The sequence below is a fragment of the Pseudomonas sp. P4_C1 genome, assembly GCF_056402155.1.
In genome coordinates, this window is the sequence record NZ_JBFUHY010000006.1 from 160,382 (window position 1) to 173,488 (window position 13,107).

At 58.8% G+C, this 13,107-nt stretch carries 18 protein-coding genes; 6 read left to right on the plus strand and 12 right to left on the minus strand.

Annotation, left to right across the window (positions count from 1 at the left end):
• The first annotated feature begins 34 nt into the window (after window positions 1-34).
• On the plus strand, window positions 35-457 hold the full coding sequence (locus AC1DU9_RS06895) for a PA0061/PA0062 family lipoprotein (protein WP_223459248.1): 423 nt from the start codon (window positions 35-37) through the stop codon (window positions 455-457).
• Between the two features lie 41 nt (window positions 458-498).
• Window positions 499-921, plus strand: a complete 423-nt coding sequence (locus tag AC1DU9_RS06900; RefSeq protein WP_223459250.1) for a PA0061/PA0062 family lipoprotein — start codon at window positions 499-501, stop codon at window positions 919-921.
• 4 nt (window positions 922-925) lie between these two features.
• On the opposite strand, the gene AC1DU9_RS06905 is transcribed toward AC1DU9_RS06900, so the two are convergent.
• Window positions 926-1,159, minus strand: a complete 234-nt coding sequence (locus AC1DU9_RS06905; protein ID WP_223459252.1) for a DUF1161 domain-containing protein — start codon at window positions 1,157-1,159, stop codon at window positions 926-928.
• A gap of 390 nt (window positions 1,160-1,549) precedes the next feature.
• Here AC1DU9_RS06905 and AC1DU9_RS06910 point away from each other — a divergent pair, with 390 nt between their 5' ends.
• Entirely contained in the window at window positions 1,550-2,551 is a 1,002-nt protein-coding gene (locus AC1DU9_RS06910; RefSeq protein ID WP_223459254.1) for an LLM class flavin-dependent oxidoreductase, read from the plus strand.
• A 68-nt stretch (window positions 2,552-2,619) separates the two neighbouring features.
• On the opposite strand, the gene AC1DU9_RS06915 is transcribed toward AC1DU9_RS06910, so the two are convergent.
• Complete coding sequence (locus AC1DU9_RS06915; protein ID WP_223459256.1) at window positions 2,620-2,841, minus strand: DUF1161 domain-containing protein; 222 nt, start codon at window positions 2,839-2,841, stop codon at window positions 2,620-2,622.
• Between the two features lie 120 nt (window positions 2,842-2,961).
• Window positions 2,962-3,177, minus strand: coding sequence for a dodecin (locus AC1DU9_RS06920; protein ID WP_015092929.1), 216 nt, complete (start codon window positions 3,175-3,177; stop codon window positions 2,962-2,964).
• 155 nt (window positions 3,178-3,332) lie between these two features.
• On the opposite strand from AC1DU9_RS06920, the gene AC1DU9_RS06925 reads away from it, so the two are divergent.
• The gene (locus AC1DU9_RS06925) at window positions 3,333-3,656 is read left to right on the plus strand and encodes an ElaB/YgaM/YqjD family protein (RefSeq protein ID WP_007969764.1); all 324 of its coding nucleotides are present in this window, start codon (window positions 3,333-3,335) and stop codon (window positions 3,654-3,656) included.
• Here AC1DU9_RS06925 and AC1DU9_RS06930 read toward each other — a convergent pair.
• Window positions 3,653-4,546, minus strand: a complete 894-nt coding sequence (locus tag AC1DU9_RS06930) for a LysR family transcriptional regulator (RefSeq protein ID WP_477809928.1) — start codon at window positions 4,544-4,546, stop codon at window positions 3,653-3,655. The two genes, AC1DU9_RS06925 and AC1DU9_RS06930, sit on opposite strands and share 4 nt — an antisense overlap.
• Window positions 4,547-4,670: 124 nt before the next feature.
• Here AC1DU9_RS06930 and trpB point away from each other — a divergent pair, with 124 nt between their 5' ends.
• On the plus strand, window positions 4,671-5,891 hold the full coding sequence (gene trpB / locus AC1DU9_RS06935) for a tryptophan synthase subunit beta (RefSeq protein ID WP_218431420.1): 1,221 nt from the start codon (window positions 4,671-4,673) through the stop codon (window positions 5,889-5,891).
• The gene (trpA, locus tag AC1DU9_RS06940; RefSeq protein ID WP_104450435.1) at window positions 5,891-6,703 is read left to right on the plus strand and encodes a tryptophan synthase subunit alpha; all 813 of its coding nucleotides are present in this window, start codon (window positions 5,891-5,893) and stop codon (window positions 6,701-6,703) included. Before trpB ends, trpA begins: the two co-directional genes overlap by 1 nt.
• Before the next feature lie 154 nt (window positions 6,704-6,857).
• Here the strand turns inward: trpA and AC1DU9_RS06945 are convergent, their stop codons facing one another.
• The 8 genes from AC1DU9_RS06945 to AC1DU9_RS06980 all read right to left on the minus strand — a co-directional run.
• Complete coding sequence (locus AC1DU9_RS06945; protein WP_477809929.1) at window positions 6,858-8,819, minus strand: DUF7844 domain-containing protein; 1,962 nt, start codon at window positions 8,817-8,819, stop codon at window positions 6,858-6,860.
• Complete coding sequence (locus AC1DU9_RS06950) at window positions 8,816-9,136, minus strand: DUF2388 domain-containing protein (RefSeq protein WP_008002141.1); 321 nt, start codon at window positions 9,134-9,136, stop codon at window positions 8,816-8,818. The genes AC1DU9_RS06945 and AC1DU9_RS06950 overlap by 4 nt, the downstream gene beginning before the upstream one ends.
• A gap of 27 nt (window positions 9,137-9,163) precedes the next feature.
• Window positions 9,164-9,481, minus strand: coding sequence for a DUF2388 domain-containing protein (locus AC1DU9_RS06955; protein ID WP_477809930.1), 318 nt, complete (start codon window positions 9,479-9,481; stop codon window positions 9,164-9,166).
• 107 nt (window positions 9,482-9,588) lie between these two features.
• Window positions 9,589-9,909, minus strand: a complete 321-nt coding sequence (locus AC1DU9_RS06960) for a DUF2388 domain-containing protein (RefSeq protein WP_477809931.1) — start codon at window positions 9,907-9,909, stop codon at window positions 9,589-9,591.
• A gap of 146 nt (window positions 9,910-10,055) precedes the next feature.
• Window positions 10,056-10,265 carry a DUF1127 domain-containing protein gene (locus AC1DU9_RS06965; RefSeq protein WP_477809934.1) on the minus strand — a complete coding sequence of 70 codons (210 nt, stop codon included), beginning with the start codon at window positions 10,263-10,265 and terminating at the stop codon, window positions 10,056-10,058.
• A gap of 258 nt (window positions 10,266-10,523) precedes the next feature.
• Entirely contained in the window at window positions 10,524-10,739 is a 216-nt protein-coding gene (locus AC1DU9_RS06970) for a DUF1127 domain-containing protein (protein WP_108218709.1), read from the minus strand.
• Between the two features lie 320 nt (window positions 10,740-11,059).
• Window positions 11,060-12,553 carry an acetyl-CoA hydrolase/transferase family protein gene (locus tag AC1DU9_RS06975; RefSeq protein WP_477809932.1) on the minus strand — a complete coding sequence of 498 codons (1,494 nt, stop codon included), beginning with the start codon at window positions 12,551-12,553 and terminating at the stop codon, window positions 11,060-11,062.
• Window positions 12,554-12,766: 213 nt separating this feature from the next.
• Window positions 12,767-13,107, minus strand: a 341-nt coding sequence (locus AC1DU9_RS06980; protein ID WP_477809933.1) for an NAD(P)(+) transhydrogenase (Re/Si-specific) subunit beta, incomplete at its 5' end; no start/stop codon positions are given.

Below are 13,107 nucleotides of genomic sequence, written 5' to 3' on the forward strand. Positions count from 1 at the left end.
CCGCAAGACTATCCTGCCTGACTGGAGCTCCGCTATGCGCATGTTGATACTGACAGGAGGCCTGCTGATGCTGGCCGGCTGTGCTTTTTTCGGACTACCCCGCCCTGATCCTGCGCAAGCCTGGATCGACCTGGACTCGAAGCAAAAAGATACGACTCTGCAGGCGCTGGAGGTTGATAACAAGGCCACCGACGACAAACGCTATTTCCAGGTCCGGCCCGGTAGCCATGAGCTGACGGTCCGCTACCAATTCTCGGTCCAGCCCACCAACATCGGCCCTGACGCCGAACCGTTGTGGCGCGATTGCCAGTTGAACGTGAAATTCAACGACTTCAACGCGGGCGAGCGTTATCGGCTAAAGGTGGGGAACATCGGTTTTCGGCCTTGGGCGAAGCTCTACGATGAACAGCGAAAAGTGGTTGGCCAAGGCACGCCTGCGGGCTGTCAACACACCTGATCGGCGTTATGCTGAATGTATAACCCCTTGGGACATTCATCATGTACAGGTTGATGCTGTTGCTGGCTGCCAGCATTGTCGCTGGCTGTCAGAGCCCGATGCCGACGGCTAATCCAAAGATGGCCTGGGTCGATTTTTCCACGCCCTTCCCTAACGATAAATTGCTGATGGCCGAGCGTCTGGATAAACAGCGCTTGGCCGACGGGCGTTTTTTTGAGGTTATGCCCGGCAGCCATGAACTGATCGTCCGCTTTGACTACGAAGTACCTGGTGGCGGGGGCTTGAACATGATGGGCGGCCCTTCTGAACGCATATGTTACTTGACCATCAACTTCGATCATTTCGAAGCCGGCCAACGTTATGTGCTTGAAGGCCGCTCGATTGCCTTCATCCCTGAAGCCAGGCTATACAACGCCAAGCGGGAGATCGTTGCAGAAGATCGGGAGTCTTACTGCTTGATGTGAGGTGTCAGCGGTCGTTCTTCTGGTAGATGATTTTCTTGGTGCCGTTTTCGCACGAGCCCACGACCATGTTCTGGTCGTGGACCTCGTCGTTGGTGACGATTTCAAGCGTGTAGGCGGTGACGCCACTGGCCTGGATCTTGGCTTCGATCTCGGCCTTGAGTTCTTCGCAGGGTTTCGGTGCCGCGAGGGCCGAAGTGGCCAGTGCGCAACAGATAACCGCCAGGGTAAAACGTTTCATGGTTGAAGCTCCTTTGACGCAGCACGCACAGTCATGGGTTTTCGCTGCTGTCGTTTATTCGACCACAGTTTTAGCGGGCAAATCTGTCGCGACGCAAAAAAGATCGCAGACTTGAGCACCATCTACCGAATGATCCCGGCAGGTTGCCAAGGCTGCGATCTTTTGTGTTCAACGAAAATCCAGCCAACCAGTGTGGCCTCCAGGCTGATCTTCGCATTCAGCACTTTGGAAACCGGGCAGCCCTGTCCGATCAATCTGCTTTTTTCGCGGGATTTTTTACCGGGCTATTGAAACTCGGGTATATGCCCACATTGCATGAACACGCTTTTGGATTCGGCAGGTTTGCGTTCGCAAGAACAAACCTGCGCCCTCAATTGGAGAAGCAGGTTTATGAAACGACTGTCCGATATCAAGTTCTCGACCCTCGACCTGGTGCCGGTGCGCGAGAACGGCAGCGCGGCCGAGTCGCTGCGCAATTCGCTGGACCTGGCGCAGCACGTCGAGAAACTCGGTTACAACCGCTTCTGGGTGGCTGAACACCACAACATGGACGGTATCGCCAGTTCCGCGACTTCGGTGCTGCTTGGTTACCTGGCCGGTGGCACGTCGACCATTCGTGTCGGTTCGGGTGGGGTGATGTTGCCCAACCACGCACCGTTGGTGATTGCCGAGCAGTTCGGCACCCTGGAAAGTCTATATCCGGGCCGCATTGACCTGGGCCTGGGGCGCGCGCCCGGTTCCGACCAGATGACCGCACGTGCGCTGCGCCGTGAACGCTCCGGCAGCGCCGACGATTTCCCGGAAGATGTGGCGGAGCTGGTGCGCTATCTCGGGCCGCGTACTCCGGACCAACGCATCATCGCCATGCCGGGCACCGGGAGCAATGTGCCAGTCTGGTTGTTGGGGTCGAGCCTGTTCAGTGCACAACTGGCCGGTGAGCGTGGTTTGCCCTACGCCTTCGCATCGCATTTCGCACCGCGCTACATGCATGAAGCGATTCGGGTCTATCGCAATCACTTCAAGCCGTCAGCCGTTTTGGACAAACCTTACGTGATGCTCGGCGTGCCTTTAGTGGCAGCCGATACCGACGAGCAGGCCGATTACCTGGCGACTTCGGTGTTCCAGCGGATTCTCGCCCTGATGCGTGGCCAAAGCCTGGTACAGCGTCCACCGGTGAAGACCATGGACGGCCTGTGGCTGCCCCATGAGAAAGAGGCCGTGCACGATTTCCTTGGCTTGGCCATGATCGGCAGCCCGCAGAAAATCCGCGCCAAACTCGAGGTCCTGATTGAACAGACCCAGGCCGACGAGCTGATTTTCACCTGTGACCTGTACGAACATTCGGATCGCGTGCATTCCTACGAGCTACTGGCGCAGCTCATGCGAGGCTGATACTCAAACGGCAGGCATAAAAAAGCCGGCGCCAGGGCGTCGGCTTATTCATTCAGGCGAGAGTCGGCCTACTTTTTATAGACGATCACTTTGGCGCCCGCTTCGCATTTGCCAACGACTTTCCCGCCGGCAGCGGCACTTTTATCGACAATCTCCAGCGAATATCCGGAAACGCCCTTGGCATCAAGTTTCGCTGCGATTTCGGCTTTCAGCTCATCGCATGGCTTGCCGCCCGCCAATGCGGTCCCTGCAAGGCTCAACAAGCCTACCGCCAACATAAACTTCTTCATCGGTGCATTCCCTGGTCAGATCATAGGGGTAACCAGCCGTCAGCCGGACGCACTCATGCAGTGCTTTACCATTCCCTATGGCATTCGGCCGGCGTGCAAGTTCAGAAGACTAGCCCAAAGTCAGCTGCTGGCAATCCGGAACCCGACTTTCAAGGTCACCTGAAAGTGCGCAGCCTTACCGTCCCTGATGTGCCCACGGGTCTCGGTCACTTCAAACCATTCCATGTACTTGATGCTTTTGCTGGCTTCGGTCAGGGCGTTGTTGATCGCATCTTCGATACTGCTGGTAGACGAGCCAACCAGCTCGACTTTCTTGTAGGTGTGATGGTCAGACATGGCGTTCTCCTCGGCGTGTGAATTACAGCCTAGCAGTGATTTTTCCTATTTTCTGTTGGTCGCTGTGAGGATGAAGTTCAGGTTTTCTGCACTTTCTCGAACCCCTGCAGTCCCAACCAACACATGCCACTCATCACCAATGCAGGAGAGTCACCATGGCCAACACCTCGTTACGCAAAGCCTCATTGCAAAGCATGGAAGCCGAGATCGAGAGTCTGCTCAAGTCTTTGGAAAGCTTGAAGGACGACGCCTCGGATGAGTCGCGTAAAACACTCAAGACCCTGAAAAGCAACGCCGAGAATGCCTTGAAGCACTCGCGCCATTTGCTGGCCGATGCCTATGAAGAGGTCAAGGTCAAAACCCGCGAAACCGGGATTGCCACCCGGGACTACGCCCAGGAACACCCCTGGACAACAGCCGGTGTCGCCGTGGGCGCATTAGGCCTGCTGGCCGCTTATCTGTTGTGCAAGCGTGATTAATCCGTTTGACGCAGTTCGTTCTTGAGCCACTGCGCCAGTTGCCGGGCGCGCCCGTCCGCGGCGCGCTTGGGGAGCCACAACGCCAGGTGTGCCGGGGTTTCACTGAAGCCCCATGGCGCAACCAGGCGGCCGGCCTTCAAGTCCTCCGTCACCAAGGGTTCGGGGGCAATCGCCACACCCAGACCCGCGACGGCGGCTTCCAGCAAGTAATACAAATGTTCAAATCCCTGACCGTACTTCAGCACCCTCGCGTCGAGTCCACGTGGTTGCGCCCAACTCGGCCAGGCTTGCGGGCGTGAGGTGGTGTGCAGCAAAGCCTCGCTCAGCAGTGCAGTGTCCGGCGCGTCCTTGAGCCGTTCATAGCCGGTGAACCRTGGGCTCATGACCGGGCCGATGCGTTCGCTGGCCAGCTCAAAAACCTGCATGTCCGCGGGCCAGGGGGGCTCGGCAAATACCAGCAAGGCGTCCAGCCCCGGCCTTCGCGGGTCGAGATCGCCTTCTCCGGCCGACAGGTGCAGGCGCAAGTCCGGCAGGTCGGCATTGAGTCTCCCCAGTCGCGGGATAAACCAGCGCGCCAGCAGGCTTCCCGAGCAACCGAGCACGAATGGAGCATCGGCCGTGCTTTGTGTGAGTTCGGCGCAAACGCTGCGCAGACGCTCGAAGGCCTCGCTGCTGGCATCACGCAGGCGCAACCCGGCATCTGTGAGTTTCAGGCCGCGTCCGTCCTTGATGAACAGGCTTACGCCGAGGTGTTCTTCAAGCACCTTGAGTTGCCGGCTGACGGCCCCATGGGTGACATGCAACTGTTCGGCCGCCTGACTTACGCTGTTCAAGCGGGCAGCGGCTTCGAAGGCGCGAAGCGCGTTCAGCGGAGGAAGGTCATGGCTCATTTGATCTGTGAGTTTTCCTGACAGGTGGCGGCGATCTTATCGGTTTTCAGGTCGGGGCGTCAGGGGTAGAGTGAAGCCCACTATCTCTTTATGCATCACTTCACGCATTCAACTGGAGCGCCAAATGACCCAGACTAATCTGCGCAACGGCCCTGATGCCAACGGCCTGTTTGGCGCGTTCGGCGGTCGCTACGTTGCCGAAACCCTGATGCCGTTGATCCTCGACCTGGCCCGTGAATATGAGTTGGCCAAGGAAGATCCTGCATTCAAGGAGGAACTGGCCTACTTCCAGCGCGACTACGTCGGACGCCCAAGCCCACTGTACTTCGCCGAGCGCCTGACCGAGTTCTGTGGCGGCGCGAAGATCTACCTCAAGCGCGAAGAGCTGAACCACACCGGCGCGCACAAGATCAACAACTGCATCGGCCAGATCCTGCTGGCGCGACGCATGGGCAAAAAACGAATCATCGCCGAGACCGGCGCCGGCATGCACGGTGTGGCCACTGCCACCGTCGCCGCGCGTTTCGGTCTGGATTGCGTGATCTACATGGGCACCACTGACATCGAACGTCAGCAGGCCAACGTGTTTCGCATGAAGCTGCTGGGTGCCGAAGTGATCCCGGTGGTGGCTGGCACCGGCACGCTGAAAGACGCGATGAACGAAGCCCTGCGTGACTGGGTGACCAACGTCGACAGCACCTTCTATCTGATCGGCACCGTGGCGGGTCCGCACCCTTACCCAGCAATGGTTCGCGACTTCCAGGCCGTGATCGGCAAGGAAACCCGTGAGCAACTGCAAGCCCAGGAAGGCCGTCTGCCAGATAGCCTGGTGGCGTGCATTGGCGGTGGTTCCAACGCCATGGGCCTGTTCCACCCGTTCCTCGACGACAAGAGTGTTGAAATCATTGGCGTTGAAGCCGCCGGTTACGGCATCGAGACCGGCAAGCATGCGGCCAGCCTGAACGGCGGTGTACCGGGTGTGTTGCACGGTAACCGCACCTTCCTGCTGCAGGACGACGATGGCCAGATCATCGACGCCCACTCGATCTCTGCCGGCCTCGACTACCCGGGTATCGGTCCGGAGCACGCATGGTTGCATGACATCGGCCGCGTTCAGTACACCTCGGTGACTGACGACGAAGCCCTCGCTGCATTCCACCAGTGCTGCCGCCTGGAAGGGATCATCCCTGCCCTGGAAAGCGCCCATGCCCTGGCTGAAGTGTTCAAGCGCGCACCGAGCCTGCCAAAGGATCACCTGATGGTGGTCAACCTGTCCGGCCGTGGCGACAAAGACATGCAGACCGTAATGCACCATATGGAACAATCAAAGCAGGAGAAACACTGATGAGCCGCCTGCAAACGCGTTTTGCCGAACTCAAGGAACAGAACCGCGCCGCCCTGGTGACCTTCGTGACCGCCGGCGACCCGGGCTATGACACGTCCCTGGCCATCCTCAAGGGCTTGCCGGCGGCTGGTGCCGACGTGATCGAACTGGGCATGCCCTTCACCGACCCGATGGCTGACGGCCCGGCCATCCAGCTCGCCAACATCCGTGCGTTGGGTGCCAAGCAGAATCTGGCGAAAACCCTGCAAATGGTTCGCGAGTTCCGCCAGGACAACAACGAAACGCCGCTGGTGCTGATGGGGTACTTCAACCCGATCCACATGTACGGCGTACCGCGCTTCATTGCCGAAGCCAAAGAGGCCGGCGTTGACGGCCTGATCGTGGTCGACCTGCCGCCGGAGCATAACGGCGAACTGTGCGACCCGGCGCAGGCCGCGGGCCTGGATTTTATCCGCCTGACCACGCCAACTACCGACGATGTGCGCCTGCCGACCGTTCTCAACGGCAGCTCCGGTTTCGTCTACTACGTCTCTGTGGCTGGCGTGACTGGTGCCGGGGCCGCCACGCTCGAACACGTCGAGGAAGCGGTCGCCCGTCTGCGCCGCCATACCGACCTGCCGATCAGCATCGGTTTCGGTATCCGTACCCCAGAGCAGGCGGCGTCCATCGCTCGCTTGGCTGACGGTGTGGTGGTGGGGTCGGCATTGATCGACCAGATCGCCAATGCGGCAACCGCAGAACAGGCCGTCGACGGTGTATTGAGCCTGTGCTCGGCGTTGGCGGACGGCGTGCGTAAAGCCCGCGTCAGCTAAGGGTAAAGTTCCTGATACAGAGGAATTAGAGCCTCGCGGCACCGACAAAACAGCAAAAAGGGCTTCAGGACTGTGTTCTGAAGCCCTTTTTGCTGTGTGTGGCTGAACGATGTAAACCTTGTGGGAGCAAGCTCGCTCCCACAAGGTTGCGCTATCAAGGCAATTCTATCCCGCCTGACGCCTTGTGCAGTTTGCGCAAGTGCTCGCCAATCTGTTTCACGTTGGCCTCATTGGCAGCCATTTCGGCGGCACGGCCCGGTTCAAGCAACGCTCTCACTTCCTTGTCCAGATCCCCGGACAGTGCCAGGAGCTGCTTCTGGCGCTGGCTGCTTTCCGATTCCAGATGCTCCCACTCGCTCGGTTGCGGCAAGCCATAACCGTTGGTACCCAGCAGCTCCGCCGGCCGGCTGAGGAAGCCACTGTTGGCGAGAATGTCCTTGAGCGTCTCGTTGGCCTTGTCCATGCCGCCATTCTTCAGTTCTCGGGCGCCCAGATAACGCTGTTTCACTTCATCCTGGGCCAACAGCAGTTGCCGACGAAAACTCGCTTGCTCCAGCAGAAGCAACGCCGCACTGGTGCGCAAATCAGCCTGCTCGAACCATTGCCGACGCTCCGCGGCTTTCAAGTCGAGCCAGTCTTCGACGGTTTCCTGTTTGATCGGCAGGTGCTTTTTCAGGACATCGAACATGGCTTGATAGCGATCGCGGAAGGAGTCGAAACGATAACCCAGACGCAGGGCTTCCCGTGGATCGTCCAGCACACTGGTGTCCGCCAGTCCCCGTCCCTTCAGCACTTCCAGCAAACCGTTGGGCATGATGTTGTCGAGTCCAACCAACTGCGGGTTGTTGGTCCCGCCGCGCAGCAATTTCAGTTCCTCCACTGCGCAGTTGTTTGACAGGAAGAAGTAGTTGCCGTCGTAGCTCCAGTGCATCTCGGCGGCACGTCCCACCACGTCTTCAATCTCTCTGCGCGACAGGTTCAGGGGCACGGAGGCCAGGCTGCGCAATTCGGTCTTGGTGTATTCGTCGATGACCTGGGACAGCGGCAGGATAAACAGCCGCGACGGGTATTTACCGACCAGGCCATCCCAGCTCGACAGCTGTACGTCGCCGACGAAGGCGCGGTACGACAGCACCAGATGCTGGTCCAGGTCCAGTCGGCAATCCGGTCCGCGTGGTCGGCCCGGCGCGCAGATCACCAGGCGCAACATGCTGTGGCCCCAGCGGCTGAACAGGTTCTGGTTGGCCTCGGCCAGCAGATAGTCAACGGCATACACCCGCTCCGGATCGACCTGGCCCAAAGGTGTCTTGGCGAAGTCGTTGCCGGCATTGAGGAAAGCGAAGGTTTTACTGCAGGTGTTTTTGGCGGCAGGCGCCCAACCGAAATGTTCCTTGTAGTAGCGGTACAGCGCGGGTCGGCGGCAGGCGTAGCCCGGGTCGAGGAGGAAATACTCCATGTTGACCGCGACGAATTCCTTCGGATTGCTGGTCTCGTAGATGTCCGGACTGCGGGCAATCTGGCGATTGTGCTGTTCGCGTTCACCGCGACGGCCTACGTATTGCTGCCAACCCGCGAGGTCGAGCAGGCGTGGATCATCACTGAGGGTAAAACGCCGATCCGACTGGCCCCGGCATTGGTCGGGAATGCCAACCAGCCCTGAGCTGTTGTTGCGCTGGGTGCAGCGTTGAATCAGCTTGCGCTCGGCATCCGGCCACAGGCGCGAGCGATCGTAGATGTGAGTCAGCTCGTGCAACACCGTGGCCAGCATTTCCCGGCGCACGGTGCCATGGGGGCGATGGGTTTTCTTCGTCGCGGCGCTGCCATCGGTGAGACCGGCCAGCAGGTTGCGGTTCAGATCGAGCTCGGACACCAGCGATGCCTGACCGTAGGCGTTGCGTGGCATGTCATCGGTCCAGCCGACGTCGATGCGTCGATCGAGTTGCTCGATAAAGCGTGGCGGCAGTGCCTGCATGGCTTCATCGAGCAAAGCTTGGCTGGCTTGCTGTTGCGCGGGAGTCAGACCTTCGGTCTTTAGCTGTAATTGAAGGCCTGCGTGGGCCGTGTTGCCTAGCAGCAACAGGGCCCCGGCCAGCAGCCAGGCGCCTGGACGCTTCACAGCGCGAGGATGGCTTCGGCGAGGTCCTGATCACTGGCGTCGCGAGCTTCAGGCACGCGGGTACGCAGCAGGTCGAAAGCGGACTCCAGGTGAGCGCCACGAATGTCGCCATTGCTGGCAACGAAACTGGCGGCGTCGTCCTGGGCTTCGCGCACGATTTTCGAATCGCGGATGGACGTGGTGGTGTCGGAGGTGAAATCGAGGGTGCGCTGGGTAGCACGGATCAGCATATTACTGGTGGCAACCAGAGTATGTGCCTGGGCCACATCGGCCAACAGCAGCAGGCCTAAGGTGGCAGCAATCAGCGGGTTACGCATGGAACGACTCCAGAAAAGCAGGGATAACTATTGGACGAGAATTGCTTGTGCCAGTTCAAGGTCGCTGGCATGAAGTTTTGCCTGGGTTCGGCGCAGATACCGCAGGGCCGACTCCAGTCGTGCGCCTCTCAGTTGGCCGTCACTGGCAATGAATGCCGCGGCGTCATCCTGGGCGGCGAGCAGCAGTTTATGGTCGAAGGGGGCGCTGGTCACCAAACTTGTGGCGTAACCGCTGGCGACGACGCCTTGGGTGGACAGGTTGAAAGCGTCATAAGCGTGGGTTGATCCGCAGTAACCAAGGGTAAGCAAGACTGGAGCGATCAAGAGACTTGAAGGAAAACGCATGAGACTCGACAGTTGGAAATGAGTCCCAAGGCTAGCGCAAGGCCCGATCTAGAGCCAGCGTCGAAACATTGGGGCGCGCCGGGCGTGCCCCATGTCTGTGCAGTCGTTTAGATCGTCAGGATCGCTTGCGCCAGTTGGGCGTCGGTTGCGTTCAGCTGTGGCGCCTGGCGGTGAATGTGATCGATGGCGCTTTCCAGTTTCACGCCGCGGATGGAGCCTTCACTGGCGACGAAGCTGGCGGCGTCGTCACGGGCGGCAAGCACGATCTTGTCATCCTTGAACGAAGACGAGACGACGTCGGTGGTCGCATCGGACGTGGCTTTGAGCGCATTGACTACAGCGTCCGTGGTCACGATGAAGCTGCTGGCTTGGGCACTGGCAGCCACGGCAAACAGGACCGCGGCGCTAAGCAGGCGAAGACGGGGCATTGGGGTAACTCCTTTGGGTAGACCAATTGAAATATGGCGCAGTGTCTGCAATGTCAGACGCCAGGCACTCGGCGTTCGCCACGTTCTGGTCTGATATTAGGCTTGTGCGTACCGGTTCGAACAGCCCCGACCATGCCAGCAGGAAGTCAGCGCCAGAACGGTTTATCCAATTCATTGCTGCGGTCGGCGTGGCTGATACCAAGATCTGATAGCTGACGATCATCGAGTTGAGCCAGTAAACGTCGTGTTCTCGCTCTTTCGAGACTGGCGAAGAGCCCTGTTAACAGATCGCTGACCCCGTTCAGGCGAGGTCTCGATTGAACCGATGGGGTGGAAACATCCTGTAAAAAATTCATGGTGCGGTCCCTGTCCTGATAGGTAGAGGGTTCCATGCTGACACCGGCCGAACATCCGCTACAGACACACTGCGATGATATTGTACTCATCAAATTTGTATTTTTTGCAAACTGTACTGGTATCCGAGTTTCCCTACTGTAAGACTGGATTTGACAGGCCAAAACGACAAAACCCGTCGTGGTTTCCCACGACGGGTCTTGTTTTTTCAATTCGGGTTGCTGGCGGTGGACCTTCAGGTCAGAGCCAGCGACGCTAACTTAGCGCCAGAACGGCTTGCTCAGCTCTTCGTAGCGTTGTGCTTCGCTAATCCCGGCGTCAGCCAGCAGACGCGAATCCAGGCGAGCCAGTTGATGGCGGCTGGTGATGCGGCGCTGCCACAGCATCAGGTTGGCGATAACGCGCAGAGGCAGGGAAGCCTGGGTTTTTGCAGCAGTGTCTTGAAAGAACAGATCGGAACTGAGTGTACGTTCCATGGTGGTCATCCTTCCGCTTATGGCGGGATTAGGTAGTGGTTTAACTGGTGCCCATGATCCTCTCGTTTGCCTAGTCTCTGTAGATACAGTTCATCTGTATTGTGAGGGCTCAGTTAACTGTTTATAGGGGGTGTACTGGTCAAAATTGAGGCAACTGTACCTATGCGCACTATTAAGGTGCAAAATTGCTGTTTTGGCTCGGTAAGGTAGGAATTTTCCTCGGGAAATGACCGGTACAGCAGTACAGTTTTTTTCATATTGGGAGGCGGGTAAGAGCCAGCTGACGAAACTGTGTTTGCGCCAGCTGCTATCTGTAGCAATTACTTCTTCAGCATTTGCCCGGTTTCTTCCAGGTTTATGTGCCAGCTCAGGGCGTCACGCAGGATGTGCGGGGTGTGCCCGCCGATGGCGCATGCGGCGGTGAAGTAATCATTCAGCGCCTGGCGGTAATCGGGGTGCACGCACTTGTCGATGATGACTCGGGCACGCTCCCGGGGCGCCAGGCCGCGCAAGTCTGCCAGGCCCGCTTCGGTCACGAGGATGTCGACGTCATGTTCGGTATGGTCAACATGGCTAACCATCGGCACCACGCTGGAGATCGCACCGCCCTTGGCGATCGACTTGGTCACGAACACGGACAGGTGCGCGTTGCGCGCGAAGTCGCCCGAGCCACCGATGCCGTTCATCATCCGTGTACCGCAGACATGGGTGGAGTTGACGTTGCCATAGATGTCGAACTCCAGTGCCGTGTTGATGCCGATGATGCCGAGGCGGCGCACGACTTCAGGGTGGTTGGAGATCTCCTGCGGGCGCAGGACCAGTTTGTCCTTGTAGCGCTCCAGGTTACCGAACACGTCGGCATTGCGCCGGCTCGACAGGGTGATCGAACTGCCCGACGCAAAACTCAGCTTGCCCGCATCGATCAGGTCGAAGGTCGAATCCTGCAGCACCTCGGAATACATCGTCAGGTCTTCGAACGGTGAGTCGATCAGGCCGCACATCACAGAGTTGGCGATGGTGCCGATACCGGCTTGTAGCGGGCCGAGCTTGTTGGTCATGCGTCCGGCTGCCACTTCCTGTTTAAAGAAGTCGATCAGGTGATCGGCAATGGCTTGGGTCTCGGCGTCCGGCGCTAGCACAGTGGAAGGCGAGTCAGCCTGGTTGGTGACCACGATGGCGACGATTTTTTCCGCTGGAATCGGGATGGCGGTACTGCCAATGCGATCGTCGACCTTGACCAGCGGAATCGGTGTACGGGTCGGACGGTAGGTCGGAATATAGATGTCGTGCAGACCTTCGAGATTCGGGTTGTGCGCCATGTTGATCTCGACGATCACGTGCTTGGCGAAAATCGCGAAGCTGGCCGAGTTGCCGACCGAGGTGGTTGGCACGATATGCCCCTGCTCGGTGATCGCCACGGCCTCAATCACGGCAATGTCCGGCAGYTTCAATTGCTGGTTGCGCAATTGCTCCACGGTTTCCGACAAGTGTTGGTCGATGAACATGACCTCGCCGGCATTGATCGCCTTGCGCAGGGTGCTGTCGACCTGAAACGGCATGCGTCGCGACAGCACGCCAGCTTCGGTCAACTGCTTGTCGAGGTCGTTGCCCAGGCTTGCGCCAGTCATCAGGCTGATCTTCAGCGGCGTGACCTTGGCGCGCTCGGCCAGCGCCTGGGGGACGGCCTTGGCTTCGCCGGCGCGAGTAAAGCCACTCATGCCGACGGTCATGCCGTCCTCAATCAGAGCGGCAGCGTCGGCAGCGCTCATCACTTTGTCCAACAACGAAGGCAGGCGAATACGGTCACGGTACATGGATTGTTATCTCGGGCAACAGGTAGCAGGACGTGCAGTCTAGTGAATTGCGCCAGCTTCTGTCCCGCTACCAAGGTCGCAATCGAGGCGTCTATTCCGGGCCTTTCAAGCAAAACACCGTTACCGGATCGGTAACAAAAGAATAGTTTGTCCGACGATTTGCGCAAACAAAAACGCCCCGACGAGTCGGGGCGTTCTGTGTACCGCAGAGGGTTACTCGACAGCCTTGACCATGTCTTCGATGACCTTCTTGGCGTCACCGAACACCATCATGGTCTTGTCCAGGTAGAACAGCTCGTTGTCCAGACCGGCATAGCCGCTGGCCATCGAGCGCTTGTTGACGATGATGGTCTTGGCCTTGAACGCCTCGAGGATCGGCATGCCGGCAATCGGCGATTTCGGATCGTTCTTCGCCGCCGGGTTGACCACGTCGTTGGCCCCCAGCACCAGCACCACGTCGGCCTGGCCGAACTCGGAGTTGATGTCGTCCATCTCGAACACCTGGTCGTAAGGCACTTCGGCCTCGGCCAGCAACACGTTCATGTGCCCCGGCA

Excerpts from the sequence above, each read along its gene's own strand:
- AC1DU9_RS06895 (WP_223459248.1), top strand. The coding sequence starts at position 35 with ATGCGCATGTTGATACTGACAGGAGGCCTGCTGATGCTGGCCGGCTGT.
- AC1DU9_RS06900 (WP_223459250.1), top strand. The coding sequence starts at position 499 with ATGTACAGGTTGATGCTGTTGCTGGCTGCCAGCATTGTCGCTGGCTGT.
- AC1DU9_RS06905 (WP_223459252.1), bottom strand. The coding sequence starts at position 1,159 with ATGAAACGTTTTACCCTGGCGGTTATCTGTTGCGCACTGGCCACTTCG.
- AC1DU9_RS06910 (WP_223459254.1), top strand. The coding sequence starts at position 1,550 with ATGAAACGACTGTCCGATATCAAGTTCTCGACCCTCGACCTGGTGCCG.
- AC1DU9_RS06915 (WP_223459256.1), bottom strand. The coding sequence starts at position 2,841 with ATGAAGAAGTTTATGTTGGCGGTAGGCTTGTTGAGCCTTGCAGGGACC.
- AC1DU9_RS06920 (WP_015092929.1), bottom strand. The coding sequence starts at position 3,177 with ATGTCTGACCATCACACCTACAAGAAAGTCGAGCTGGTTGGCTCGTCT.
- AC1DU9_RS06925 (WP_007969764.1), top strand. The coding sequence starts at position 3,333 with ATGGCCAACACCTCGTTACGCAAAGCCTCATTGCAAAGCATGGAAGCC.
- trpB (WP_218431420.1), top strand. The coding sequence starts at position 4,671 with ATGACCCAGACTAATCTGCGCAACGGCCCTGATGCCAACGGCCTGTTT.
- trpA (WP_104450435.1), top strand. The coding sequence starts at position 5,891 with ATGAGCCGCCTGCAAACGCGTTTTGCCGAACTCAAGGAACAGAACCGC.
- AC1DU9_RS06950 (WP_008002141.1), bottom strand. The coding sequence starts at position 9,136 with ATGCGTAACCCGCTGATTGCTGCCACCTTAGGCCTGCTGCTGTTGGCC.
- AC1DU9_RS06955 (WP_477809930.1), bottom strand. The coding sequence starts at position 9,481 with ATGCGTTTTCCTTCAAGTCTCTTGATCGCTCCAGTCTTGCTTACCCTT.
- AC1DU9_RS06960 (WP_477809931.1), bottom strand. The coding sequence starts at position 9,909 with ATGCCCCGTCTTCGCCTGCTTAGCGCCGCGGTCCTGTTTGCCGTGGCT.
- AC1DU9_RS06965 (WP_477809934.1), bottom strand. The coding sequence starts at position 10,265 with ATGAATTTTTTACAGGATGTTTCCACCCCATCGGTTCAATCGAGACCT.
- AC1DU9_RS06970 (WP_108218709.1), bottom strand. The coding sequence starts at position 10,739 with ATGGAACGTACACTCAGTTCCGATCTGTTCTTTCAAGACACTGCTGCA.